This is a genomic window from Paenibacillus tritici (assembly GCF_013204885.1).
Taxonomy (GTDB): Bacteria; Bacillota; Bacilli; order Paenibacillales; family Paenibacillaceae; genus Paenibacillus_AQ; species Paenibacillus_AQ tritici.
Map to the genome: position 1 here is coordinate 648,534 of NZ_JABMKX010000001.1, position 24,485 is coordinate 673,018.

The window sequence follows — 24,485 nt, forward strand, 5'->3', positions numbered from 1 at the left end:
ATTTCTTTTATAATTCTTTTGAAATCACGATTTTTCCCCGTCTGGGTTGTTTCTCGCTTGTGCGGTACGCTTCAAATAAACCTTGAGTGGTAAATGGATACCTATGTTCTACATGAATCTTGAGCTTCCCCTCCTGCATGTGAATCGAAATTTCATTAAGAGCAGCCCGGTTTGGATGGGCACGGAAAAATATCGAGTCAATATTGCGGACGCCCGGACAGGTTCCAATACCGAAAGAGGTTATGGAAATATATTTCCCGCCATCCTTTAAGATGTCATAGCTATAGTCCCCGAACTCGCCTGGAAGTCCAGTTTCTAATTCTTTTTTCCCCAGCATAGCTGTATCAAGAACCATATCTACAGGTGCCGATAACCTTGTCACGTAATCCGGTTGTGAATAATAGTCAATGACTTCATCTGCGCCTAAACTTAGAACAAAGCCATGATTATGCGCTCTTGCAGTTGTAATTACATAAGCACCATAATGTCTGGCTAATTGAATAGCTGCATGTCCAACACCACCGGCACCTCCATGAATGAGGATACGCTGACCCGGCTGAAGCTTACCGTGCTCAACAAGTGCCTGCCAGGCCGTCAAGGCTACGGTAGGCGCAGCAGCGGCTTCTTCGAAGGATATATGGTCCGCTATCCTCGTTAAGGCATCCTCATCTGCTGCCACTTGATCCATATAAGAGCCTCCACGGACCATCCCCATAACGCGGTCACCTGCTTTAAAGTGCTGTACTCCAGTACCCACAGCTTTTACAACACCGGCAACATCACCTCCAAGAAAATACGGGAATTGAATAGTGAATTGCCCGCCTACCGGGCTCTGTAGCAGCTCACCTGAACGTAAATAATGATCTCCAGGGTTAATTGAGGAGGCATGCACCTCCACCAGTACTTGTGTTTCCTTAATCGCAGGAACAGGTAGTTCATACTCTTCAAAAGACTCAGGGATTCCATAGCCGGTCATGCCTATTGCTCTCATGGCGCACCCTCCATTTTGTATGATTGAACATTCGTTGAAAAATCAACAGACACCTTAGAAATGTTCAATTCTGCCTCATGAAGGAGCAAGATATGGATAGACGTATACAGAAATCTAAACAGGCTATTATGGATGCTTTTTTAGCATTAATGGCGCAAACAGATATTGAGAATATCACTGTAAATAAAATCGCTGAGCTGGCCAATGTTAACCGTGGAACGGTTTATTTACATTTTCAAGATAAATATGATCTGCTTGATCATTGTTTGGAAGAACAAATTAACTGCTTAATCGACAAATGCGCGCCTGACAGTGAGGTTACCGGTAAGTTCACTTCGAAATCCACATGCTTTTAGAACTCGTCTGCTTGTCGTTGTCCGGGAGAGTCTTAGCATACAATTCGATGCAGTCGCTGCCGGACCAAATTTCAACAAGCAATTCTATGCCCTATCCAGCTTCAGTGATGGCCGAACAGATATGGGCCTTATTAGACCGGACGATGATTAGTTTGCCCCTGTCTAACCAAAATTCCGGATCTGTTATATAATCCTAAAACCTAATGCAAGTGCTGTTTTTCTATAATAGCCCAGCGATTTTATTGTACATTTGACTATCCACTACGTTTTGTAGTAGATTATAACTACTACGTAGTGTAGTAATAAACGTTATGGACGCATAACGAAATGAAGAGGTGTTCACGGTGAGCAAGATTCACAAACTATCGGATACAGAATTAGAGTTAATGGAAGCGATATGGGCGAGTGCACCGCCAGTAACGTCAACGGAACTGCTGAACCAATTTCTGCTCAAGGGAAGGGACTGGAAGGCGCAGACGATCTCCACCTTTCTGTCACGGTTAGTGGATAAAGGGTTCCTGACTGCCACCAGGCATGGCCGGTTAAACAAATATATCCCGGAGATTTCACCCGAAGCGTATAAGCTGGTCGAGACTCAGCATGTCCTGGACGGGCTGTATCAGGGTTCGGTCAAGAATCTGATCTCCGCTATGTATGACGGTGACAAGCTATCGGACCAGGATATTGATGAGCTGAAGCACTGGTTCTCGGAAAAGTAGGTGATGACGATGAATTCCTTACTTGAGATTCTATGCTCGCTGAGCGTTGCCGGAAGTGTAGTTACAGTCAGCTTTCACGCACTGGGCAGGTTATCCACCGATCATTTCCCGGCCAAATGGCGATACGTACTCCTTAAGCTGGCCCTGGCCCTATATTTGCTCCCTATAGCACTTGTTCTACCGTGGTTATCACGGCTCGCTGCACCACACCCGGCAAACAGCACACAGAATATCCAGACCGGCAGGGTTAGCGGGCAGATAGCGGAGACGCTCCAGCCTGCTGTGACCCTTTCAGCAAGTACAGCCTATCTCCTCCTGGGCATATGGGCAGCGGGAGCGATCACCTTTGCCGCTTGGCAATGGTACGCTTACCGCAGATTCACCGCACAACTTGAACGTAACCGTACGATGGTACCGGAGAATAGTGAGACCGCGATCCTGCTGAAGAACATCAAGGAGCAGCTTGGCCTTACACGTAGCGTCAAGCTCGCATACAGCTCTATCGCACGAAGTCCTTTTCTGGCAGGTCTATGGAGACCGACGATCTATCTGCCTGCACAGAATCATGCAAATCTGGATATGGACATGGTGCTCCGTCATGAATTGGTTCATCTGAAGCGGAAGGACCTGTGGATCAAGGCAGGATTGCTATTAGTCCGTACACTGCACTGGTACAACCCGCTGGTTCACACGGTTCGCACAGGGCTCCACACCTGGAGTGAGCTGACCTGTGATCAGGAGGTTGTCCAGGATATGTCCCATGCTGAACGCAAACGTTACGGCGGGACCATACTGAATGTAATGGCGGGCTCCAAAGGACTGCCCGAACAATTCTGTGCTTCATTATCCGGTGACGGCAAACAATTAAAAAGGAGATTGACACATATGCTTAATGTTAAGAAGCTGAACAAACAAACCCTTTTCCTATCGGTAACCGCTGCCCTGCTAATTGCAGGCATCAGCACCTCTACTGCTGCATTGGCCTCTAAGGTCACGCCGCAAGTGGTTCCAGACTCAGAGTATGTGGCTTCCGAAGCTGCAGCTCCTTCCCGGTCCGAAGGAGGCTTAACCGTGCCGGCCGCAGTATCCGTTACGGTGCCTGCTGAGAGCAGCTCTGCAGCTGCTCAGCAGGGGACAACGGCACAGCCTGTTCCGGAACCTGTACCCGTTCCGGCAGGGAGTGTTACGGTGCCTGCCCCGGCAGAGAGTGTTCCCGCACCCGCACCTGCTCAGCAGGTAACGACCGCACAGCCTATTCCTGATAAGCTTGCTGCTGTAACGGTCTCTGCTCAGGAGGACACAAGCACCGTGCCGCATCCCGAGCTTGTATCCGCTCCCGCACCAGCTAAATAACAAATTGTGGTGTACGATCTGAAGACGAATTCTATGATATTAATAGGTACTTGAACAGGAGCAGCTTCTTGGAAGCTGCTCCTGTTTGGTGTTTGTGTAGTCGAACGAATAACAGTTATAGTGATATACTCATAAAATGAAGCCGTTATTTTTGAATTTTCTTAAAAAGGGAGCCGAGTCGGGATGAAAAAGACTTTGCATTCGTCTAACCTCATCATTAGAAACGCTGTCTTCGACGATATCGGCCTACTTCGCGATGTCTATCGCCGTGCGTCGCTGACCGTTGAGGAAGATCGCGATCTCTTTGCTGCTCATCCTGAGTGGTTAGTATGGGACGACAAAATGTTGCCGTTCACACGTGTCGCTGTTGTTAACGGGCGGATCGCTGGCTTTGCGTCAGCATGTCCTGTCAACGGCTGCCTCGAGCTAGAGGATCTGTTCACTGATCCTGAATGGATGCGCCAAGGTGTCGCGATGGCCCTGATCAAAGACATTGCGCGCCGCGGTGCACGTATAGAGGTGACCGCTAGCCCCCGAGCTGTAAGGTTGTACGAAGCCGCCGGCTTCATCGCTAACGGCTTCGCGAACACAGAGGGCGGACCGGCCCCCCGGATGTATCTCGATGTCACGCGTGCAGGACTGGACAGAAATTAATTCTTCTATTAAACTCTTGATGATCTAAACTCTTGATGATCTGAAGAATTCGCGGATGTCTTTCGCCAGAGATTCAGGATCTTCCATCGCTGTGAAATGCCCGCCGCGCGGCATTGTATTCCAGCTTGTGATATTCAGATTGCGTTCCGCCCATTCTCTAGGCGGCAAGGCAACATCTCCGGGGAATACAGCAACACCCGTAGGCACCTCAATATACCCCAGGGGCGGCAACGTGTGCGTATTCTCATAATAGATATTCGAGGAAGACCCGGCCGTATTGGTAACCCAATAGATCATAATATTCGTAAGCAGTTCATCCTCGCTGAAGCTATGCCGCAGGTCACCCTTACAATCACTCCATGCACGGAATTTCTCAATGATCCAAGCCGCCAATCCGACGGGGGAGTCGGTAAGTCCGTAGGCAAGCGTCTGTGGTCTCGTCGATTGAATCGACATATATCCGCCCTCATCAGCTATCCATTGTGAAGTATTCCGGATGTACAGAAGTTCTTCTTCCGTCAGCCCTGTCTTATCCTGCACAGCCAGGAGACTGCGGATTATCCCGATATCCGTAAGGTGAATTCCGGTGAGCAGTTCTGGGTGATGGAAGGCCAGATACCTTGTAACTCCAGAGCCAATATCCCCGCCTGCCGCAGCGAACTTGCTGTAGCCCAAATGTTCGGTCATAAGCTTCGCCCACAGCTCAGCAACATAGGCATTATTCACACCAGCGCGTGTCAGGCCGTTAGAGAACCCAAATCCGGGCACGGAAGGGACAATAACATCGAAGGAGTCTTCAGGATTGCCGCCGTAACGGGCAGGGTCCGTAAGCATAGGAATGATCTTCTCGTATCGCAGATAGCTGTCAGGCCATCCATGGGTCAGAATCAGGGGCAGCGGCTTGGGGCCTTTTCCGCGCTCGTGTACGAAATGCACATCGACTCCGTCCATATTACAGCGAAATTGAGACAAGCGGTTCAACACGGCTTCCCGGGCGCGCCAATCGAACTGGTCCCGCCAGTAGGTAATGAGCTTCTGCAAATACCCCCGGTCCGATCCCCGTTCCCAGTCAGAGTCCTCTAATAGGTCGGGCCAGCGGACATGATCCAGCCTGTATTTCAGATCTTCAAGGACTGAGTCAGGCACATGGATTTGAAAACGTTCAATAGACATCAGGCTCTCTCTCCTTAAGCGTAATAGCTACATGCTATAAGTATAATATATTTTTTCAGAAAAAATGAAGTTACAGAAGAGAACCCAATCACTGGAGGGAAAACACACATGAACGATGCGAATCAGGAGTATATCGTAATTAACGGTGCAAGGGAGAACAATCTTAAGAACGTATCCTTGCGCATACCGAAACGGAAAATCACCCTCTTCACCGGAGTATCCGGTTCCGGCAAATCATCCATCGTCTTCGATACCATTGCTGCTGAATCTACACGGCTGCTCAATGAGAACTTCAGTATGTTCGTGCGCACCTTCCTGCCGCGTTACCCGCAGCCGGATACCGATGGAATCGAGAATCTGAGTATGGCTGTTATTGTAGACCAGAAGCGGCTGGGCGGCGGTTCCCATTCCACGATGGGCACGATTACTGACATTTCACCTATTCTCCGCCTGCTGTACTCCAGAGTGGGACAGCCCCATATTGGCGGGGTGAATATGTTCTCATTCAATGATCCGCAGGGGATGTGTCCCGAATGTAACGGAATCGGCCGCAAGCTGGGTGTCGATATGAGTAAGGCGGTCGATAGGTCTAAATCATTGAATGAAGGAGCCATCGGGCTGCCGGATTATTCCGTCGGCGGCTGGGACTGGAATATGATCGTGCAGACAGGTGATTTCGATCCGGACAAGAAGCTGAGCGATTATTCCGATACGGTGCTGGAGCAGCTGCTCTACGGCAAGGCGAGGAAAGTGAAGATGGATTTTGCCGGTAAGGCGACCAATATCACTGTGGAAGGCGTCATAGAGAAGTTCACAGGCAAGTACATCAGGCAGGATGTGAAGACCAAGTCCGAACGCACTCAAAAAATGGTTGCCCCGTTCATCACCGAAGGAACCTGCACAAGCTGCCACGGAGCAAGGCTCAGCCAGGCTGCACTCAATTGCCGAATCAATGGCAGCAACATTGCCGATTTATCCGCTATGGAGGTCGGACAGCTTATCCGCACCGTCCGGGAGATTGAAGATCCGGTTGCTGCTCCAATCGTCAAGTCTCTGACAGAGCGGCTGCAGCATCTGGTGGATATCGGACTCAGCTATCTGACACTGGATCGTGAGACCGATACACTGTCCGGCGGAGAATCCCAGCGGGTCAAGATGGTGAAGCACCTGAGCGGCAGTCTCGTGGATGTTACCTATATCTTCGATGAGCCCAGTGTCGGACTGCATCCGCGCGATGTCCACCGTTTGAACGAGCTGCTGGAGAAACTCCGTGACAAAGGTAATACAGTCATTGTCGTTGAACATGATCCCGATGTGATCAAGCGGGCAGATCATGTTGTCGATGTCGGACCTCATGCCGGCAGCCGTGGGGGGACGATTGTGTATGAAGGAAGCTATCCGGGCTTGCTTGAAGCAGGTACGCTGACAGGCACGCATATGAAGCGGCCTCTTCAGCTGAAGCGGGATTGCAGACAGGCGTCCGGCAAGCTGCCCATCACTGGGGCTTCTCTACACAACCTGAAGAATGTAAGTGTAGATATTCCAACGGGAGTCCTGACAGTCGTTACCGGCGTAGCAGGTTCGGGCAAAAGCACGCTGATTAATGATGTCTTCCTTGCCCGGCATTCGGATGCCATCGTCATTGATCAATCGGCGATTGGGGTTTCCACACGCTCCAATCCGGCGACCTACACTGGCATTATGGATGATGTGCGCAAGGCTTTTGCAGCGGCCAATCAAGTGAATCAAGGGTTGTTCAGCTTCAACTCCAAGGGTGCCTGCGAGCATTGCCAGGGACTGGGCGTCGTCTACACAGACATTGGCTTCCTTGACAGTGTGAAGCTGCCCTGCGAAGTATGCGGAGGCAGACGGTTCAAGGAAGAGGTGCTGGGCTACAAGCTGAACGGCAAATCCATTGCTGAAGTGCTGGAGATGACCGTGGAGCAGGCACTGGAGTTCTTCCAGCTCAAGGAGGTTATGCGTAAGCTTCAAGCCATGAGTGATGTGGGATTGAACTATATCACCCTCGGCCAGCCGCTTAGCACATTGTCGGGCGGAGAATGCCAACGGATTAAGCTGGCCAGTGAGCTGCACAAGAAGGGCAGCATCTATGTGATGGACGAGCCGACGACCGGATTGCATATGTCCGATATCGGCCACCTCCTGGAGATCATGAACCGGCTTGTGGATGCGGGCAATACAGTGATTGTCATTGAGCATAATCTCGAGGTAATCAGTCAGGCCGACTGGATTATTGATATGGGACCGGATGGAGGCAGCCAAGGCGGAGAGGTTATTTTCGAGGGTACGCCGTCTCAGATTATTCATTCGGAGCGTTCGATTACGGGGAGTTATTTGAAGTAAATTGGGGGCAAAGGAATGGACAGGCTAGCCAAAATCAGGTCCGAAGAGAAGAAATATCATGATCATTGTTACGATACGTGCAACCTATTTGAGCCAGGCTCCTGGCTATACAAACCCGTTGCAACAGTCATCAATCTTGTAGACCAGTATAAAGAACAAGAATATTTAAGTGTACTCGACCTAGGAGCTGGTATTGGCCGGAATAGCATTCCCATCGCCAAATCTTTGAAGCATAGAAATGGACAAGTAGTTTGTGTAGATCTGTTGGAATCGGCTATAGATAAGCTAAAGAGCTACAGTCAGGAATTTGGAGTTGAGCCCTACATTATACCCAGGTTATCCGATATTGAACAATTTATCATTGAACAGCAGGAGTATGACCTTATCATTGCAGTATCTGCTTTGGAGCATGTTCGTTCCCAGCAGGTATTGAGCAGCAAATTGAGTGAGATGAATGCTGGAACCAGACAACATGGAGCAAACTGTATTATTATCGCGTCGAACATCCGTGAGGTCAACCTTGAACGTGAACAAGAGCTTGAACCTATGTTTGAAGTGAATTTGACTACTGAAGGAATGTTGGAATTATTGGATGAGAAGTATGCTGGGTGGGAGGTTCAGCAGCGGTTCGTGAAACATTTGGCGTATGAAATCAGTAGAAATGGCGAACGGGTTAAGCTGACTTCTGACTGTATAACGTATGTCGCTAAGAAAAGCCAATCTTATTGAAGATTGGCTTTTTTATATGGAGCAGAGGCAAGGAGGAGCGGGAACAGTTGGATTTTATCCACTTGCTAATGAATGAAGGGTTACTTCTAAAACAGCAGGTGGATAAACAGCACTTAAATTCTCCCATTTCACCCTTTGTAGCGAAAACGTATCATAGTAGATGCTGTTAATCCACTTGCTTCCCCATATTCCTCCGAATTGAGTAAATTAAGATACGTTTCTCCACCTGCTTGTTGCAGGAGGAATTATTCTTCTCCCACTGTGACCGCACGCACCCCTCCTTTTGGTCAATCGGCTACATTAAGAGTATAGCAAATGAAAGATTTCACTAACTTCTGAAATTTGATTTGAATCCTCCTTTTTAAGCGGCAGCCATAATAGAATGAAGATGCTGATAAGGATAATCAATCAACTATTGGAGGTCAATACAATGAGTACACAATCTAAACAAATTGCCGAGGATATCTACTGGGTAGGCAAAATTGATAATCGTCAAGTCCCGTTCCACCGCCTGATTCTGGCCAAAGGAACCACCTATAACTCGTATCTACTCAAAACAGGCAAGCCGACTGTAATTGATACGGTGGATATGGAGTTCGGCCGCGAATATGCCGAGTGCCTCGCCGGAATGATTGACCTGATGGATATTCATTACATCGTCATTAACCATACGGAGCCTGATCACTCCGGCGGACTTGCGGCTCTGGCTGCGCAGGCGCTGAATGCTACTATCGTATGTACCGAAATTGCTGTACCGGAACTACAGGAAATGTACAAGCTGCACAGCCGGAACTTCCTGGTTGTCAAAGACGGGGATACGCTGGATATCGGCGGCAAAACACTGCTGTTCAAAGAAACGCCGTACCTCCATACCGCTGAAACGATGATTACCTATTGTATCGAGAATCAGATCCTGTTCCCTTGCGATATCTTCAGCACACATGTGGCGGTTGACAATCTGTTCAGTGATGAAGCTGGGTTCGATATCACCGAAGATTACAAAGGCTATTATGCAGCCATTATCCATCCGCACAGAAGATATGTAAGAACACTGCTGGAAGCGGTGAAAGATCTGGAGATCCGCATGATTGCGCCTTCCCACGGGTTCCTGATCCGCGAGGACATTCCTAAGTTAATTGGGCTGTACGCCACCATGAGCCGTGAGACCACCCAGGGCAAGAAGGCTGTTATTGTCTATACCACCATCAAGAACAGTACGAAGAAGATGGCCACCATCATTCAGAATTGTCTCCAGGAGAACAATATCGGGACGGAAGTCTGGAACGCAGATAAAAGCAGCACCACGGACATCCTGCGCAGCATTGAATCCGCAGACGCAGTCTTCATCGGCAGCTCTACGAAATATGCAGATATGATCGGCAACCTGGAGGAAGTACTGAAAGGGATGCAGGATATGAATCTGGAAGGCAAGCTTGCAACCGCCTTTGGCTCTTACGGCTGGAGCGGAGAAGCCATTGAAGTCATTCAGGACTACCTGAACGGAACGAATATGACCGTACAAAGCACCTCAGAAGTCATTAAAACCACCGGCATGACCCATGTGGAATTCCCGGTAAGAGTCAGATTCTCGCCTAAAGAACCGGAGAAGGTGCAGAAGATTAAAAATGCGACTGAATTTGTCTCGGATCTGCTGCTCAGTTCAATTTAGGAGGGGGAAGTTAACATGATGAAGCATTACGTAATTGTTGGCGGTGGCGTATCCGCCGTCCATGCGGCCAAAGCGATCCGCGATCAGGATGCAGACTCGGAAATCTCGATCCTCGGGGAAGAGAGCGGCCTGCCGTATAACCGGATTAAGCTGACCAAGGGCCTGTTCACCGATCTGCACAGCGAGAAGGTACTGATCAAGAAGGAGAAATGGTACCGTGATAACCGCATAACGGTTAAGACCTCAACCCGTATCCAATCCATTCACCCGGAGCGGCAAACGGTAGAGACAGAGGATGGCCAGTGTGTGGAATATCATAAGCTGCTGCTCTGCATGGGAGCGAAGAACCGCGCATTATCCATCGAAGGTGCCGGACTTGCCAACGTCCACACGATCCGGGGCCTCTCCGATGCAGACCGGCTGAAAGACAGCCTGAAGGACGGCAGCCGCGTAACCGTGATCGGCGGTGGAGTGCAGGGCATTGAGACGGCCTGGGCGCTTCACGAAGCGGGATATACAGTGACTGTGGTCGAAGCAGCGCCTTCCCTGATGGGCCGACAACTGGACAGTTACTCTTCCAACAGACTGAAGGAGACGCTTGAGCAATCCGGAGTGAAGGTGCTGCTGCAAGCAGGTGTGTCTTCTATAGAGGGAACTGATTCTGTTACTGGTGTCACACTGAAGGACGGCTCCAGCTTCCCCTGCGATCATGTCGTCTACTCCATCGGTATTGTCCCGAATACGGACCTTGTTAACGGCTCGAATATTGAGGTCGGACAGGGAATTATTGTCAATGAACATCTGCAGACCAGTGATCCGAACATTTATGCAGCCGGTGACGTTGCCGAGTATGGCGGGCTGGTGGAAGGACTGTGGGGCGGAGCGATTGAACAGGGTAAAATTGCCGGAAGCAATATGGCAGACACTCTGACGGTATACCGCAGAGCCGTTCCGGTTACTTTGTTTAACGCATTCGGGAGTTCTCTATTTGCCATTGGCGGCACAGATGAGCGGTTCTGCGACCGGACCGTATGCGGAGAAGAGAACGGTGCCTATACACGTATCTTTGTGACAAACAGCATCATTACCGGTGCCATCTCCTGGCAGGGAGCAGCTGCGTCCCTGACCTACAAGACTGCTATTGAACAGGGAACCTCTCTGTCCGGGATTCAGCTTGACGGCCGGAGTATTACAGATATTATGGCCGAAGTCCAGTTCAGATTGAACTAAATATAACCTATTAGGAGCTGATAACGATGAAAAAATACATCTGTACCCCTTGCGGCTACATCTACAACCCGGCAGTAGGCGATCCTGATGAGGATGTCGCAGCCGGCACAGCGTTCGAGGATCTGCCGGAGGATTGGGTCTGCCCGGTTTGCGGGGAAGACACCAGCCACTTCGTACAAATATAAGAATATATATGTTTCACGCTATACATTATCCTTCTATTTCTCGCTGAAACGGTACCGTCCTTTATAAGGACGGCAAAGCCGTTTCCACTTGCCGTAGAAGAGAAGAACACGATTGCTCATTAGAGGTTTGAGGCTCCACATTTCACACTACAGGGGGAACGGTATGAAAGAGCATTCCTGCCAGCACGCCGCAGAACCTTGTACACGCAAGGTACCGATTTTTGCCGCGCTGACCGATGAGGATCTTACCCGGATCAGCGCGATGATCAAGCACCGCAAGTTCACCAAAGGTCAGCCGTTAATTCTGGAAGGTGCACCCTCGGATACGCTGTACATTATTCAACAGGGGCATGTGAAGTTATCCAAGATCACGCCCGAAGGGAAGGAACAGATTTTACACATCCTGACGAACGGAGATTTTTTCGGGGAACTCAGTATTTTTAACAGTGATGAGCTTAGCAACTTCAGTGCGTACGCGCTGAAAGAAACCAATATCTGTATGCTGACCCGCAGTGATATGGAGCAGTTAATGACCGAGAATCCCGATATTTCACTGCGGCTGCTGAAAAGTCTAACCAAAAGACTCGCCCATACAGAGAATCTGGCGCAGAGTCTGGCGACCAAAGACCCCGAGATCCGTATCGCTTATATGATCATGGAGCTGAGTGAGAAATATGGAAAACCGCGCGGCGGACGTATTCATATTGACCTTCCGCTATCCCGTGAAGAGCTGGCGAGTTATGTCGGGGTTACCCGGGAGACCATCAGCAGGAAGTTCTCCAGGTTCGAAGACAGTGGTCTGATCAAGCTGATCGGCAACAAACAGATGGTCCTTATCGACCCGGCAGGTGTTGAGAAGTATATGGGCTTATAGACGACGATATATGAACGGCATGTCTATCATTTCATGATGGGGATGCCGCTTTCACTTGGATTGGATGTTCATTCCCGCACCAGGCACCTTACAAATACCTGACGCATATTGTATGGTTATAAGCCTACCAGGCGACAACGGGAAAGGAAGTGGGTGTATGGCTGCGAGAATTTTAAGATATTTTGCAGACGGCAATACGGCTCTTGGCTTCTACAGTTTGTTCGAATCGAATCTTCAAGGGCTCCGGCGGATCTTCATCTTGAAAGGCGGTCCCGGTACCGGAAAATCCTCCCTGATGAATGCAATCGGCACGGAATGGGCGGAGCGGGGTTACGATATTGAGCTGATCCATTGTTCATCCGATAAGGATTCCATTGACGGGGTTATTATTCCGGCGCTTGGCGTGGGCATTGTTGACGGGACTGCGCCCCATGTGATCGAGCCTAAGGCTCCCGGAGCGGCCCGGGAATACGTGAACCTGGGAGAAGTGTGGGACTCGGCAGCGCTGATCAGCCAAAGGGAGATCATTGAGGAGCTTAACCGGAAGGCTGCTGATGCCTATGCGGCAGCGTACAGCAGGTTTGCGGAGGCCCTGAACATTCATGACGAATGGGAAAAGATTTACTTCGAGCATATGGACTTCGGCCGGGCGGATCAATTAACGGCCCTGATGCTGGAACAGCTGTTTGGCGAAGCGAATCTACAGAGAAGTGCTGACGTCAAGCACCGGTTTCTGGGCGCAGCAACGCCGGCAGGATCGGTCGACTTTGTACCTAATTTGACCGAAGGGCTGTGGAGACGCTTCTTCCTCAAAGGCCGGGCCGGAACAGGCAAATCAACCATACTCCGCACAATCGCCTCCGAGGCGGAGAAGAGGGGCTTTGATACGGAAATCTATCATTGCGGATTCGATCCCCACAGTCTGGATATGGTCATTGTGCGTGAGCTTGATTTTGCGATCTTTGACAGCACCAGCCCGCATGAATATTACCCGGAGCGGGAGGGAGACGTAATCGTCGATACGTATGAAGCTGTTGTAGCACCGGGAACGGATGAGCGACTCGCCGGGCCGCTAGAGGAAGTAAGCACACAATATAAGGCCACAATGAAAACGGCGATAGCCGCATTGGCAGAGGCCAAGGTGCACCGGGACGAATTAAAGAAAATTTATATCGCAGCAATTGATTTTAGCGTGGTGGATGCGGCCAGGAATCGGATTTCTGCTGAACTGGCAAGTATGCAGGCGTAGCGGTTACTATCATCTGTACCAGCCTTGGGGCTTACTCTGCGGAGGTATTTTCCATCCGTAGAGTAAGCCTTTTTCGGCCTGAAAAGCGAGCGTCTCCTCCTGCTCCGAATACCAAGCGAGAGGAGAGAGTGTGCTAGCCTGGATGGCGGCTGCAGGTATTTAGTTCAGGTACGAGAACAATGGATTGTTTACGCGACATAGGTCTGATACGATAGATAGACTTGAGAATAATTGACCGGGCAGGGTCTGGGTTTGCAGGAAGGGGGATATCATGCAGATATGGTATTGCTTGGATATAATGCGGTTACACGCTATATAAAAGCTCTCAGAGAATAATGAAAAGCGAGAAGGAGCGGAGGGGAAATTTGGAACTGTAGGAGCGGTAGCGACCGCCTTTGTCACCGGATTTCTACTGCCAACAGCGGTTTAAATCAAGAAATCTGGGGACAACAGCGGCCGGAAGTCCAAATGTTCACCGCAGTGACGATTACGCTTTCCAGTTCTTTTCTCTTGAGCTTTTTATAATCACACACAAATGGGGACAGCAGCATGATGAGGATATTCAGACATAAGGCTTATTTTATCGGATTACATGTATTGACTATTATTTGCCTGTTCTCCACGCTGTATGCCTATTCTCCGGTAATCCGGGTGAAGGTGAAGCAGATTATTACTCCGGCGGACAAAGTATATACGATTGCCCATCGTGGCGCGTCCGGGTATGCCCCCGAGAACACTATACCTGCCTTCGAGCTGGCGCGTGAGATGAAGTCCGACTCGATTGAGCTGGACATCCAGTTGACCCGGGATCTGGTTCCTGTCGTGATTCATGATGAGAGGGTCAACCGGACCACGAACGGTACAGGTTATGTGAAGAATATGACCTTGGAGCAGATTAAACAGCTTGACGCAGGGTCATGGTTCAATAAGGCGTACCCGATGTTTGCGAGAGATCTCTACGCAGGTATTATCGTTCCCACGCTTGAAGAGGTCTTCGACACCTTCGGCAGCAACATGAACTATGTGATCGAAATCAAGGAGCCGCTTCCGAAGAATATCGAAGTGATATTGAATGATTCTATTACAAAATACAAACTGGAATCTGTAGTATCCATCCATTCCTTCAGCGCATCCAGTCTACAGAGGTTTCATTCCATCAACCCGGACATTCCGCTCTACCAGCTTGTATGGAATGATTATACGGCCACGAGGGTTACCCAAGCCTATCTGACCAAGGTGAAGACTTACGCTGTCGGGATCAGTCCGAATTTCCAGGGGATCAGCGCAGCTTATGTGGCACAGGTGAAGCGAGCGGGACTGAAGCTGATGCCTTACACGGTGAATTACCAGCTCAACATGGATAAAGCCTATTCCTGGGGAGTGGATGGGGTGTATACCAACTTCCCTGACCGTTTTCTTGAAGTCATTGCCACGAACAGGGCCAACGCCAAGTGGTGACGCCAGCGGGACGCTGTGACTATACGCCTGTAACTATACAAGGGTTCAGTTCTTGTCCAGTATCCCGGATCAGAACTGAACCCTCTATTGGTGTACTCTACAAGTTATTTCCGCCGCTTATAAGCTGCTGAACACGATATTGCGCAGCTTGCGGATAATGGGCAGGGTTCCGGCGTCCTTCTTCTGAATCATGAACAGGATGGTCAGACCGTCTTGCGGACTATTGGCAAAATAAGCCCCCAGCCAGCCGTCCCAGCCGTATTCACCAGCGCCGCCGAGTCCTCCGGCCTGGCCGGGATCAGTCATGATCCGCATCTGGTTGCCATAGCTGTAGCCCTGGAGGGAATGCCACGGATCGAACCCTTTCTGCTGCCAGGCGGTTAGATGCGCCGAGGTCATATATTGGACGGTTCTGGGCCGGAGCAGCTGAATGCCGTTATGACTGCCCTGATTCATCAGCATCGTCGTAAATTTGGCGGCATCCTCAATGGTGGAGACCAGACCGGCTCCGCCTGATTCGTAGGCGGGTTCTTTATCCATGTGATGACAGATGCCCAGATGATTCTCTGTATACCGCTTCAAGCCGCCTGCGCCGTCATCCTGGTAGACTCGGGCCAAGCGGTTTCTTTTGTCCTCCGGCAGCCAGAAGCCGGTATCATTCATTTGCAGCGGACCGAAGATTTCCTGTTGCAGGAATTCCCCGTACCGCATACCGCTAACCGCTTCCACCACCGCACCAAGGACATCTGCGGAAGTGCCGTATTGCCAGGAGGTTCCCGGCTCGAATGAGAGCGGGCCTTCGCCCAGACGGTTCGCGAATTCCAGAGTACTCATCGGATGACCGCCGTGCAGACGGCCGTCCAGCTCCCGGAACAACGCCTCTGTATGCTGCCCCGCCTTGTCTGTTCCTCCGTAGACCAGCCCCGAGGTCATGTTCAGCAGATCCAACAGGGCAATCTCCCGTCCCGCTGGAACGAGTTCTCCATCTTTCTCCACCCTCTGATGCTTGAATCCCGGAATATACCGGCAGACCGGATCGAACAGATCAATCTCTCCGCGCTCCAGCAGCAGCATTACGGCCGTGGCTGTAACCGGTTTCGTCATAGAATACAACCGGACAATCGAATCTCTGGACATTGGACGTCCCTCTTCGATGTCAGCATAGCCATCCTCTTGATACAAGATTTCTTTCCCGTTCTTGATCACCATGAAATTTGCACCGGCAATTTCCTTATTGCTGATACTGGCGCTCAGTGTTTCTTCTAATAGCTTCATTGTGTTTGAATCCAGCATGTTCTTAGCGTCTCCTTTTGCATTTAACTATTGAGAATATTAAACTCTTTTAGACAGGTTGTATAGAGTCCGCAGGAAACAATGTCAGGTTGTAAACACCGCAACCGCTCTTGCAGCCCTTGCCGCATTTCTGCGGGCATGTCTCTGACCTTGACGTCCCCGCCCAGGAACAGCAGCCAATTCATCATGCCGCTCACTTCATCCGGCTTCGCCGGATCGACAAAGGTCTCCAGCAGGGCCGAGGTCTGATAAGGATTGGTATAGGAAATGGCCGTTTTGAAGGGATGGTATTTCTTGAACTGGGCGATGGCTTGCGGGCCAAGCTCAAGGACCAGATTGATTGCTTTTGCCTGCTTGCTCAGCTTGTCCATAATCTTTTTGGGGCTTAATCTCTTTTTGACCGGATAGGGGATAACAGCTGTAAGCTGATCGACAGGATACACCTGCTTCGTTTCTTCATTCAGGTCAAAGCCTTCAATGAGCCAGACACTTTTCTCACGGTACAGGTGCAGCAAATAGATAGGACAGGTCCGCAGTTCACGGTCTTGTTCAACCGTAATGCACAAGTAGCGGTCCTGAAGCAGAAGCTGAATCAATTGTTCCAGCATGGGATGAGGGAGGTCAGAGAGATCGAGCAGGTCGGGATTATACGGATTCGTGCCCTCAAACAGCAGGATTTGATTCAATAGAAACAGGTCCTCCTGCTGGTTCTCTGAGATCAGGCCGAGTAATTTCTCCCCTAAAGACTGCCGGCTCTTGAGATAAGGGAGCTGTGCATTCCGTGTAGCCATGAAGGCGATAAAAAGCGCTTTAAGCTCACTGTCAGTGAACCGCACAACGGGAAGGACGGAGTTGCGCATGACGAAATACCCGCCATCCCTGCCTACCTCAGCGACCAGCGGCATGCCCAGAGCCTCGATTTCCCGGATATCCCGGATCGCTGTGGAACGTGAGATATGGAATTCCCGCATGATTTCAGACAAGGTAAAGTGGGCACGATTGTTAATGTACCGCATGATGATATTAATCCGTTCCACTTTTTTCATAGGCGCTCCTAAACAGGTTCATTTTTTGACATGGTTTAAGGTTATCATATTCATAGGAAGTACAGAAGACAAAACTTATACCAAGGAAGGTGCTAACTATGGCAGCGTATACCATTGCAGAGAAAGACAGCTTTACCGTGATAGGTCTGGGAACTGAGCTTAAGAGCAGTTACACAGACTATGCCGGGATTCATAAGGAGAAATCGGATTTTTGGCAGGCGGTTACTGAAGATGGCAGACTTAGCTATCTAAAAGGAATCGCGGCGAATGAGTATGTGTTTGTAGTGAATGAAGCGGTTAACGGCAAGATGATGCATTATGCCGGTGTTATGGCAGGAGCTGGAACACCGGCCCCGGAAGAAGCCAGAGTGATCCAATTCCCCAAGGGGGAATACCTGGTGGTTGCCGGAGAAGCGCAGACGTCTGAGGAATTAAGCGATACCCTGACAGGTCTGGCCTTTGGACAGGCCTTGCCGGAAGCGGAAGCGTTCGCCTACGTCGGCGGGCCCAATGCGGCTGTGGAGATGGGGCAGCGGGATGGCTTGGTTTATGGTGAGATGTGGATTCCTGTAGTCAAAAAATAATGTGAACCGTACGGAGGGACGAAATGTCGTATGTGGTAAATTTCAAAGAGGTATCGGTAGTAGGGCTGGAAACATCACCTGTGGCTGAGGCCCTTGCCGGGCTGCGTGCGAATGAAGCACGTTACTTCATGAATAAATACAAGCATGAATTCACGGTGATCCCGGCTGCCGAAAGCCAGGAGACCCTGGATTATGTGAACGGGATTCTAAGCAAAGAGCGCAGCCTGGAATTCGCGGCCAGACCGCTGGAGACGTCGCGCTTTCAAGTGGAGAATATCCGATTCGCCTACGTCTTTTATGAGGATGGCCTGGCGGTTAACGTCATGTACACGGTGGATGACCCCAAGAAGCGGGCGGTCGGGTTCAAGCTCTCCGAGGGGATGGAGGTTCCCAAGGAGCTGGAGACAAAATTCAAGTTCGCCAGACAGAAGTCCAAGCTGGCCGGAACCATCCGGGGATCGTTTTTTGTAATCAAGGGAGAGTATTAAGTTCGCCGGAGGCTCGCGGGTTGCTGAGCGTGTATCACCTCCTGTGTACAGCAAAATGGGGCTGCCGGATGGCAAGCCCTATTTCGCTATGTGCATCATCAACCATGATTAAGGTTATCCGCTGCTTCCTAGATTTCCTCCGCTGTATAGGTCTTCTGGGTGCGGAGAACGGGGAAAAGCCAGTACATCCAGATCACAGAGATGATCAGGGTGCCCAGTCCGCCGATCACCGTAGCAGGCACGGCACCGACCAGCCCGGCCATCGTCCCCGACTCGAATTCACCAAGCTGGTTCGAGGTGCCGATGAACAGTGAATTGACCGCGTTCACACGGCCCTGCATCTCCGGCGGCGTGTTGACCTGGACGAGTGTCGAACGGATGACGACACTTACTACATCGGAGGCTCCGATCAGGAACAGCGCGAAGAGGGACAGCCAGAAGCTGTGGGAGAGGCCGAAGAGAATCGTCGCCAGCGCGAACACGATGAGCGAAGCGAACAGCGTCTTCCCGATAGCCCGTTCTACCGAATACCGGGTCAGGATCAGCGAGACGATGATGGCCCCAACTGCCGGTGCGGTACGGAGCAGACCGAGGCCAAGTGAGCCGGTCTTCAGAATATCTTCGGCAAATATCGGCAGCAGGGCAGTGGCGCCGCCCAGCAGCACAGCGAACAGGTCCAGCGAGATGGTGCCGAGAATAATCCGGCGGGCGAATACAAACCGCAAGCCGCTGAGGAAGGTGTCCATGCTGACCGCGTCCAGCTTCTTCACGAAATGGACCGTCTTCACGAAGAAGATCAGGACCGTGGATACCAGCAGAGCGACGAGGGATGCCGTGTAGGCGGCGGCAGTTCCCCAGATAACGAGGACACCTCCGAGCGACGGGCCGATGATCATCGCCGTCTGCATTGCGGATGCGGACCAGGCTGCCGCCTTCGGCAACTGCTCACGGTCCACAATGTCCGGCACAAGCGCCGCTGAGGCCGGGCTCTCGAAGGTGCGGCACGCGCCAAGAACGGCTGCTGCCGCCAGCAGATGAACCGAGCCGAGCCAGCCCTCTATACTGCCGATAACGAGCAGCAGAACGACGAGGCTCTCTATCAGCTGACAGAGAAAGACGATGGTGCGGCGGTCATAACGGTCCGCCGTCTGTCCGGCAGGCAGCGTCAACAGCAGCATAGGCAGGAATTGGGCCAGGCCGACCAGACCAAGCTGGAAGGCACTGTCCGTCAGGGCATACATCTGCCAGCCGATGGCAACGGACAGCATCTGAAAGGCGCTGGTCGAGAAAATCCGCGCGATCCATAAGCGCAGGAACGAGCGGTTATGCAGCACGGATGATCCGGGTTCTGTCATGGGAATTCATCCTTTCAGAGTTCAGGTTCTGTCTCCAGCTTCCTGGAGAGCATCTCCGGGTGTTCCCGGCGGATCAAAGCGTAGTTCTTACCGTAGCGGTCTTCCAGTTCTCCCGCGAAATCTTGCTCAATCCGCATCATAACAACATCGTGGTAATAGGAAGTCTGAAGAGCGTCCAGTACCGCCGGATGGTTGCTCTCCAGCGCCGAGGCTTGGGAATGCCGGTTGAAGCTTCCCAGAAGAGAGATCTCCTTATCCAGCAGGATCGAGAAATTCCGGGATTTAGGCGGGGTTCCAGGTGGTACGCTATGTATAATGACGCGCTTCAGCTCTGTGGGCACCTCCCCGATCACCATCAGATGAACAGCGATGCCCCGGTGCTCGGCAGCAAGCAGGGCTTCCTCTACCCTGTGCAGATCCTCGGCCCACAGATCCACCAGAATCTCCTCTTGGGCATTGGCAGCAAGGCGGCGGATCGCCAGGTCCACTTGCGGGTCTCCCTTCCAGTTACTGAAGAAGGGCGGTGTCACCGGCAGAGTCGCCAGCTCATTCTCCAGCAGGCGGGCCGTTCGCTCGAAGTCAGCCTGAAGCAGCTTGACTACCTGTCCCACCGGAATGGCTGCGTACGTAACAGGCTCGCCTTCGCAGGTCCGGCAGACCCCTTTGTCTACCAGGCTGCGCAGCGCGCCGTATACGTTGGAACGCGAGACGGACACTTGCTTCGCTACCTCGTAGCCAGAGGAGGGAGGCTGGCCGTGGAGTGCCAGATAGCAGCGGGCTTCCAGATCGGATAAGCCTAGCTTGCGTAATGCTTCAATCATGGATGGGGCTCCTTTACTGTAATTTATCCTTCGAATACCGTAGGAGTATTTTAAAATACTACTGCGATCACAAACAGCTGTCAAGCAGAAATGTCTTGATTCCAAAACAGCGAATTCAGGTAATTACTCTGAAGAAGGTGTTTTAACTATTTTAAGAAGCACTAAAGAAATAAACAAAAAGCAAAAGAAGCGGAGGGGAAATTTGGAACTGGAGGAGCGGTAGCGACCGCCTTTGTCAGCGGATTTCACCCGCGAAGAGCGGATTAAATCAAGAAATCTGCTGACAACAGCGGCCGGAAGTCCAAATGTTCACCGCAGTGACGATGAAGCTTCAAGTTTAAAACTTAAGTGCGTCTTATAGAGCAAATGAATTTCGACTATAACCCAATGACAGGATGAGGCCTTATGCGACAAGCGATTCTAACTACGATGCTAATCTCCAGTCTGCTACTGGCAGGCTGCGGGAATAATGAGTCTACTAATGGAGACGCAGCAACCCCTGTGGAGACCGGACAGGCCATAGCGGCCTCACCGGACACAACGCCGCAGGCTACACCGGAGACTACGCCGACAACGGAACCGACACAGGCTCCGACTGCGCAGATCCCTGCGTCAACAGCCGCACCGGAAGCTACCCCCAAGGCCACTCCGGAGGCGGAGGAGTCACAGCGGCAGGCGTATTTTGACAAGCTGGATAAGATTGAAGAGGGCCTAAGTGATCTGAAGGCACTGTCGGACAGCGGCATAACGGCAGATATGAAGGAGGCCGCCTCCAAGGAGCATGAGCGGTGGGACAAGGCGCTGAACGAAATTTATCAGGTGCTCAAGCAGCAGCTCTCCGAAACCGATATGGCCGCATTGAAAAAAGAACAGCTCAGCTGGATTAAGGAACGGGATGAGACCGCCGCCAAGGCTGCGGCTCAATATAAAGGCGGCACTATGGAGGGATTGGAGTACGCGGCTACGCTGGCAGGCGTAACTAAGGACCGTTGTTACAAGCTGGTCGAGTTGTATATGAAATGAACAATAATCCGGATGGTGATCATAAGATGTTAGTCAGCCACAAGGCCAAAACACTGGGGGCGTTCCTGAAATCACGCAGAGAACGGCTATCTCCCAAGGATGTGGGCCTAAGCATTCACAATGGGCAGCGCAAGACACCTGGACTACGCCGGGAGGAAGTCTCGCTGCTCGCAGGCGTAAGTGTTACCTACTATACGTGGCTGGAGCAGGGCCGGGAATTAACAGCATCCAGGGAAGTGATGCAAAGTATCGCCGAAGCGCTGCAATTATCAGCGGACGAGAAAAATCATCTGTTTGAGTTATGGAATCCGCATACCTCGAATCCTCCTCTGCCTCTTGCCGCCCCGGATTTCGTGAATCCGCAGATGCAGCTGATCATTGATCAGATCGAATATCCTTCCTATATCACCAATGAGAGGTCAGAGATTCTCGCCTGGAACGAGGCCGCGGGAGAGATGATCGCTGATTTTGCATCCATTGCTGCCGAAGACCGTTATTTCATCCGTTTGTTATTTAACAACATGGATATACGCCGCCGCATCGTCAATATAGAAGAGTTCTCAAGCTATGCGGTTTCTGTCTTCAGAACGTATTATGATAAACACAAGGGAGACCCCTGGTATGAGGAGACGGTGAAGGAGCTGACCGGGAGCAGCAGGGAATTTAATCAAATCTGGAAGTCATACGATATACAGCTCAAAAAAGTACAGCGTATTACGCTACAGTCTTTGGATATCCCTAAGTACGTTACTTATGATATCAACTCCTTGCTTGATCTGTCCGGCAGTCCGGACATTCACATCTGCGTCTACACACCGGTTCTGGAGGGGAATGCTGACAGGTAATATTTTTACTAGTAAAAGCGTTGTGTGGTTGCCCTGGTATAGATGGATTAGAATAGACCCATATCAACTGATTCTAAATACTTGAAAAGAGGAAACCATATGCTGCAACAAAGAAAGCTGGGGAGCGAAGGACTTGAAGTGTCGGCCCTCGGCCTCGGAACGATGATGATGCCGGACAACGAGGAATCGGTACGTACCCTTCAAGGGGCGCTGGATGCGGGCGTGACGATGTTTGACACAGCGGACATTTATGGGGAGGAATACCTCCTCGGACGGTTCGGGGGGAACGAAAAGCTTGTCGGGCGTGCGCTCAAGGGGCGCCGGGATCAGGCCGTGATCGCCAGCAAATTTGGTATTACGCATGGTCAAGGACCCACAGGAACTCCTGCCTATATCAAAAAATCCGTTGATGCCAGTCTCTACAGCCTGGGCTTGGATTATATTGATCTCTATTACCAGCACCGGCCCGATCCGAATACCCCCATTGAGGACACGGTCGGCACGCTCTCTGATCTGGTGAAGCAAGGGAAAATCCGCTATATCGGGCTGTCGGAGGCACCCGCCGATATCATCCGCCGGGCACATGCGGTGCATCCGGTTAGTGCCGTCGAAACCGAATACTCCCTGTGGAGCAGGGAAGTGGAGGACGAGATTCTCCCCGTTCTGCAGGAATTGCGTATCGGTCTGGTCCCTTATAGCCCGCTTGGCCGCGGGTTTCTAACCGGACAGATCAGGAAGTTCGAGGATCTGCCGGAAGATGATTACCGGCGTTATTACCCGAGGTTCCAAGGCGAGAACTTTACGAAGAATATTGAAGTCGTCTCCCTGATCGAGCAAATGGCCGTCCGTAAAGGCTGCACACCCGCGCAGCTGAGTCTGGCCTGGCTCCTGGCACAAGGTGAGCAGATCGTTCCGATTCCGGGAACCAAGCGTTTGGAGCGCGTGCAAGAGAATATAGGTGCGCTGCAAGTGATGCTAACCGCAGAAGATTTGGCAGAGATTGAACAGATCTCTCCTAAGGGTGTAGCAGCCGGCAGCCGGTTCGGTGCATTTTAAATAGTAAGCAGTATCAACCTTAGCGCTCGGGTGGACGCTGCTTGAACGGACCGTTGTTACAATCGCTGTGGGAGACCAAGGCGAAGCGAGAACTGGTGCAAAGCCCACGGTAATCCTCTGAACGCTAAGTCGCCTTGGTTCACCAGCATCCAAATTCTATAAGTCACAAAAGCTTCTCCCACGAATTGCAGCGAACTCTTGAATACTCTAATAAAGACACTCGCGGCATTGATATACCCGTGCTCGTCTTGCTCCTGCTCCAGCTCCCTGACGGCCCGCAGGATGACCTCATCCAGCGCAGTTTCCTCCCGGCCGATAACAGTGGATTCTTCCCACAAGCGCAGCACATGATGGTCTTCCGATAGCCTCAGCCACTCCGCTTCATACATGCTTCTTAAGCCATTATCAAGAGGAAGTCCTTGATAATGGTTTTTTACAATGGACAGAAACTGCTCTTGACCGATTGCGCCTCGATAATAGGGAAGATTCCCTTCTGTACGATTCAACCCCGCTGTATGATAAAGCTCCGTTACATTGGCGATATGAACCCGTTCTTTCCGCTCCCGCAGCAGATGCAATACGAACCGCAGACCGGTTTGATCATGTGCATTATCTGCACACCAAATGACTATCGTTGTATGCCCGGGAATACTCCTTACTGCTTGTACCATATTAGCAAGCGTATGCTCTTGGTTGTTATGTTGATAAAAGCTATAGTCCTTATCATGCTCCATCATCCATAGATGCCTATTCTGTTGTCCTGTTGCCGTATCTATGCTGGATATTGGGCCGACTGAAAACAATTCATTAAAGGCCAGGACTTCGCATAACTCACGTACACCAATGGTACTAAGCGCTACTTTTAAGGAACCGGCGTCAGAGAGACTAAAAACAATATGAACATATTGAAAATTATTTTCTTGGGGCATATCACTCACTCCTTGGGCTATACAGTAATCTTGCAATAATA

The 24,485-nt window shown here is 51.0% G+C and carries 24 protein-coding genes; 17 read left to right on the forward strand and 7 right to left on the reverse strand.

Going from position 1 to position 24,485, the window contains the following annotated elements:
• Window positions 1–7: 7 nt before the first annotated feature.
• Window positions 8–991, reverse strand: coding sequence for an NADP-dependent oxidoreductase (locus tag HQN87_RS02980; RefSeq protein WP_173127430.1), 984 nt, complete (start codon window positions 989–991; stop codon window positions 8–10).
• A gap of 92 nt (window positions 992–1,083) precedes the next feature.
• On the opposite strand from HQN87_RS02980, the gene HQN87_RS02985 reads away from it, so the two are divergent.
• From HQN87_RS02985 to HQN87_RS03000, 4 genes are all read left to right on the forward strand, one after another.
• On the forward strand, window positions 1,084–1,347 hold the full coding sequence (locus HQN87_RS02985; protein WP_173127433.1) for a TetR/AcrR family transcriptional regulator: 264 nt from the start codon (window positions 1,084–1,086) through the stop codon (window positions 1,345–1,347).
• Window positions 1,348–1,691: 344 nt separating this feature from the next.
• Window positions 1,692–2,066 (forward strand): BlaI/MecI/CopY family transcriptional regulator, encoded by a 375-nt coding sequence (locus HQN87_RS02990; protein WP_173127436.1) that lies wholly within the window; start codon window positions 1,692–1,694, stop codon window positions 2,064–2,066.
• A 9-nt stretch (window positions 2,067–2,075) separates the two neighbouring features.
• The gene (locus HQN87_RS02995; protein ID WP_173127439.1) at window positions 2,076–3,419 is read left to right on the forward strand and encodes a M56 family metallopeptidase; all 1,344 of its coding nucleotides are present in this window, start codon (window positions 2,076–2,078) and stop codon (window positions 3,417–3,419) included.
• Window positions 3,420–3,602: 183 nt separating this feature from the next.
• The gene (locus HQN87_RS03000) at window positions 3,603–4,073 is read left to right on the forward strand and encodes a GNAT family N-acetyltransferase (protein WP_173127443.1); all 471 of its coding nucleotides are present in this window, start codon (window positions 3,603–3,605) and stop codon (window positions 4,071–4,073) included.
• Between the two features lie 24 nt (window positions 4,074–4,097).
• On the opposite strand, the gene HQN87_RS03005 is transcribed toward HQN87_RS03000, so the two are convergent.
• On the reverse strand, window positions 4,098–5,246 hold the full coding sequence (locus HQN87_RS03005; RefSeq protein WP_173127446.1) for an epoxide hydrolase family protein: 1,149 nt from the start codon (window positions 5,244–5,246) through the stop codon (window positions 4,098–4,100).
• Between the two features lie 108 nt (window positions 5,247–5,354).
• On the opposite strand from HQN87_RS03005, the gene HQN87_RS03010 reads away from it, so the two are divergent.
• From HQN87_RS03010 to HQN87_RS03045, 8 genes are all read left to right on the forward strand, one after another.
• Window positions 5,355–7,610 carry an ATP-binding cassette domain-containing protein gene (locus HQN87_RS03010; RefSeq protein ID WP_173127449.1) on the forward strand — a complete coding sequence of 752 codons (2,256 nt, stop codon included), beginning with the start codon at window positions 5,355–5,357 and terminating at the stop codon, window positions 7,608–7,610.
• A gap of 15 nt (window positions 7,611–7,625) precedes the next feature.
• Entirely contained in the window at window positions 7,626–8,339 is a 714-nt protein-coding gene (locus tag HQN87_RS03015; protein ID WP_173127452.1) for a class I SAM-dependent methyltransferase, read from the forward strand.
• A gap of 430 nt (window positions 8,340–8,769) precedes the next feature.
• Window positions 8,770–10,008 carry an FprA family A-type flavoprotein gene (locus tag HQN87_RS03020; protein ID WP_173127455.1) on the forward strand — a complete coding sequence of 413 codons (1,239 nt, stop codon included), beginning with the start codon at window positions 8,770–8,772 and terminating at the stop codon, window positions 10,006–10,008.
• Window positions 10,009–10,023: 15 nt separating this feature from the next.
• Window positions 10,024–11,238 (forward strand): NAD(P)/FAD-dependent oxidoreductase, encoded by a 1,215-nt coding sequence (locus HQN87_RS03025; protein ID WP_173127458.1) that lies wholly within the window; start codon window positions 10,024–10,026, stop codon window positions 11,236–11,238.
• Window positions 11,239–11,264: 26 nt separating this feature from the next.
• Complete coding sequence (rd, locus tag HQN87_RS03030; RefSeq protein WP_173127461.1) at window positions 11,265–11,423, forward strand: rubredoxin; 159 nt, start codon at window positions 11,265–11,267, stop codon at window positions 11,421–11,423.
• Window positions 11,424–11,586: 163 nt separating this feature from the next.
• A complete protein-coding gene (locus HQN87_RS03035; RefSeq protein WP_173127464.1) occupies window positions 11,587–12,297 on the forward strand; it encodes a Crp/Fnr family transcriptional regulator in 711 nt (236 codons plus the stop codon).
• Between the two features lie 157 nt (window positions 12,298–12,454).
• Window positions 12,455–13,546: a PRK06851 family protein gene (locus HQN87_RS03040; protein ID WP_173127466.1), complete on the forward strand. Its 1,092-nt coding sequence runs from the start codon at window positions 12,455–12,457 to the stop codon at window positions 13,544–13,546.
• A 549-nt stretch (window positions 13,547–14,095) separates the two neighbouring features.
• Window positions 14,096–15,004: a glycerophosphodiester phosphodiesterase gene (locus HQN87_RS03045; RefSeq protein WP_173127469.1), complete on the forward strand. Its 909-nt coding sequence runs from the start codon at window positions 14,096–14,098 to the stop codon at window positions 15,002–15,004.
• Window positions 15,005–15,121: 117 nt separating this feature from the next.
• Here HQN87_RS03045 and HQN87_RS03050 read toward each other — a convergent pair whose 3' ends face one another.
• Window positions 15,122–16,297 (reverse strand): serine hydrolase domain-containing protein, encoded by a 1,176-nt coding sequence (locus HQN87_RS03050; RefSeq protein WP_173127472.1) that lies wholly within the window; start codon window positions 16,295–16,297, stop codon window positions 15,122–15,124.
• Between the two features lie 23 nt (window positions 16,298–16,320).
• Entirely contained in the window at window positions 16,321–17,343 is a 1,023-nt protein-coding gene (locus HQN87_RS03055; RefSeq protein ID WP_173127475.1) for a helix-turn-helix transcriptional regulator, read from the reverse strand.
• A gap of 98 nt (window positions 17,344–17,441) precedes the next feature.
• Between HQN87_RS03055 and HQN87_RS03060 the strand changes: the two genes are divergently transcribed.
• On the forward strand, window positions 17,442–17,927 hold the full coding sequence (locus HQN87_RS03060) for a GyrI-like domain-containing protein (protein WP_173127478.1): 486 nt from the start codon (window positions 17,442–17,444) through the stop codon (window positions 17,925–17,927).
• 23 nt (window positions 17,928–17,950) lie between these two features.
• On the forward strand, window positions 17,951–18,415 hold the full coding sequence (locus tag HQN87_RS03065; RefSeq protein ID WP_173127480.1) for a DUF8821 family protein: 465 nt from the start codon (window positions 17,951–17,953) through the stop codon (window positions 18,413–18,415).
• 128 nt (window positions 18,416–18,543) lie between these two features.
• Here HQN87_RS03065 and HQN87_RS03070 read toward each other — a convergent pair whose 3' ends face one another.
• Window positions 18,544–19,770: an MFS transporter gene (locus tag HQN87_RS03070; protein ID WP_173127483.1), complete on the reverse strand. Its 1,227-nt coding sequence runs from the start codon at window positions 19,768–19,770 to the stop codon at window positions 18,544–18,546.
• Between the two features lie 14 nt (window positions 19,771–19,784).
• Window positions 19,785–20,591: a TrmB family transcriptional regulator gene (locus HQN87_RS03075; protein WP_173127486.1), complete on the reverse strand. Its 807-nt coding sequence runs from the start codon at window positions 20,589–20,591 to the stop codon at window positions 19,785–19,787.
• A gap of 405 nt (window positions 20,592–20,996) precedes the next feature.
• Between HQN87_RS03075 and HQN87_RS03080 the strand changes: the two genes are divergently transcribed.
• From HQN87_RS03080 to HQN87_RS03090, 3 genes are all read left to right on the forward strand, one after another.
• Window positions 20,997–21,614, forward strand: coding sequence for a lysozyme inhibitor LprI family protein (locus HQN87_RS03080; protein WP_173127489.1), 618 nt, complete (start codon window positions 20,997–20,999; stop codon window positions 21,612–21,614).
• On the forward strand, window positions 21,611–22,459 hold the full coding sequence (locus tag HQN87_RS03085) for a helix-turn-helix transcriptional regulator (protein ID WP_173127492.1): 849 nt from the start codon (window positions 21,611–21,613) through the stop codon (window positions 22,457–22,459). The genes HQN87_RS03080 and HQN87_RS03085 overlap by 4 nt, the downstream gene beginning before the upstream one ends.
• Window positions 22,460–22,561: 102 nt before the next feature.
• Window positions 22,562–23,515 (forward strand): aldo/keto reductase, encoded by a 954-nt coding sequence (locus HQN87_RS03090; protein WP_173127730.1) that lies wholly within the window; start codon window positions 22,562–22,564, stop codon window positions 23,513–23,515.
• A 56-nt stretch (window positions 23,516–23,571) separates the two neighbouring features.
• Here HQN87_RS03090 and HQN87_RS03095 read toward each other — a convergent pair whose 3' ends face one another.
• The gene (locus tag HQN87_RS03095; protein ID WP_173127495.1) at window positions 23,572–24,444 is read right to left on the reverse strand and encodes a DUF1835 domain-containing protein; all 873 of its coding nucleotides are present in this window, start codon (window positions 24,442–24,444) and stop codon (window positions 23,572–23,574) included.
• Window positions 24,445–24,485: the final 41 nt, after the last annotated feature.

Excerpts from the sequence above, each read along its gene's own strand:
- HQN87_RS02980 (WP_173127430.1), bottom strand. The coding sequence starts at position 991 with ATGAGAGCAATAGGCATGACCGGCTATGGAATCCCTGAGTCTTTTGAA.
- HQN87_RS02985 (WP_173127433.1), top strand. The coding sequence starts at position 1,084 with ATGGATAGACGTATACAGAAATCTAAACAGGCTATTATGGATGCTTTT.
- HQN87_RS02995 (WP_173127439.1), top strand. The coding sequence starts at position 2,076 with ATGAATTCCTTACTTGAGATTCTATGCTCGCTGAGCGTTGCCGGAAGT.
- HQN87_RS03000 (WP_173127443.1), top strand. The coding sequence starts at position 3,603 with ATGAAAAAGACTTTGCATTCGTCTAACCTCATCATTAGAAACGCTGTC.
- HQN87_RS03005 (WP_173127446.1), bottom strand. The coding sequence starts at position 5,246 with ATGTCTATTGAACGTTTTCAAATCCATGTGCCTGACTCAGTCCTTGAA.
- HQN87_RS03010 (WP_173127449.1), top strand. The coding sequence starts at position 5,355 with ATGAACGATGCGAATCAGGAGTATATCGTAATTAACGGTGCAAGGGAG.
- HQN87_RS03015 (WP_173127452.1), top strand. The coding sequence starts at position 7,626 with ATGGACAGGCTAGCCAAAATCAGGTCCGAAGAGAAGAAATATCATGAT.
- HQN87_RS03020 (WP_173127455.1), top strand. The coding sequence starts at position 8,770 with ATGAGTACACAATCTAAACAAATTGCCGAGGATATCTACTGGGTAGGC.
- HQN87_RS03025 (WP_173127458.1), top strand. The coding sequence starts at position 10,024 with ATGATGAAGCATTACGTAATTGTTGGCGGTGGCGTATCCGCCGTCCAT.
- rd (WP_173127461.1), top strand. The coding sequence starts at position 11,265 with ATGAAAAAATACATCTGTACCCCTTGCGGCTACATCTACAACCCGGCA.
- HQN87_RS03035 (WP_173127464.1), top strand. The coding sequence starts at position 11,587 with ATGAAAGAGCATTCCTGCCAGCACGCCGCAGAACCTTGTACACGCAAG.
- HQN87_RS03040 (WP_173127466.1), top strand. The coding sequence starts at position 12,455 with ATGGCTGCGAGAATTTTAAGATATTTTGCAGACGGCAATACGGCTCTT.
- HQN87_RS03045 (WP_173127469.1), top strand. The coding sequence starts at position 14,096 with ATGATGAGGATATTCAGACATAAGGCTTATTTTATCGGATTACATGTA.
- HQN87_RS03050 (WP_173127472.1), bottom strand. The coding sequence starts at position 16,297 with ATGCTGGATTCAAACACAATGAAGCTATTAGAAGAAACACTGAGCGCC.
- HQN87_RS03055 (WP_173127475.1), bottom strand. The coding sequence starts at position 17,343 with ATGAAAAAAGTGGAACGGATTAATATCATCATGCGGTACATTAACAAT.
- HQN87_RS03060 (WP_173127478.1), top strand. The coding sequence starts at position 17,442 with ATGGCAGCGTATACCATTGCAGAGAAAGACAGCTTTACCGTGATAGGT.
- HQN87_RS03065 (WP_173127480.1), top strand. The coding sequence starts at position 17,951 with ATGTCGTATGTGGTAAATTTCAAAGAGGTATCGGTAGTAGGGCTGGAA.
- HQN87_RS03070 (WP_173127483.1), bottom strand. The coding sequence starts at position 19,770 with ATGACAGAACCCGGATCATCCGTGCTGCATAACCGCTCGTTCCTGCGC.
- HQN87_RS03075 (WP_173127486.1), bottom strand. The coding sequence starts at position 20,591 with ATGATTGAAGCATTACGCAAGCTAGGCTTATCCGATCTGGAAGCCCGC.
- HQN87_RS03080 (WP_173127489.1), top strand. The coding sequence starts at position 20,997 with ATGCGACAAGCGATTCTAACTACGATGCTAATCTCCAGTCTGCTACTG.
- HQN87_RS03085 (WP_173127492.1), top strand. The coding sequence starts at position 21,611 with ATGAACAATAATCCGGATGGTGATCATAAGATGTTAGTCAGCCACAAG.
- HQN87_RS03095 (WP_173127495.1), bottom strand. The coding sequence starts at position 24,444 with ATGCCCCAAGAAAATAATTTTCAATATGTTCATATTGTTTTTAGTCTC.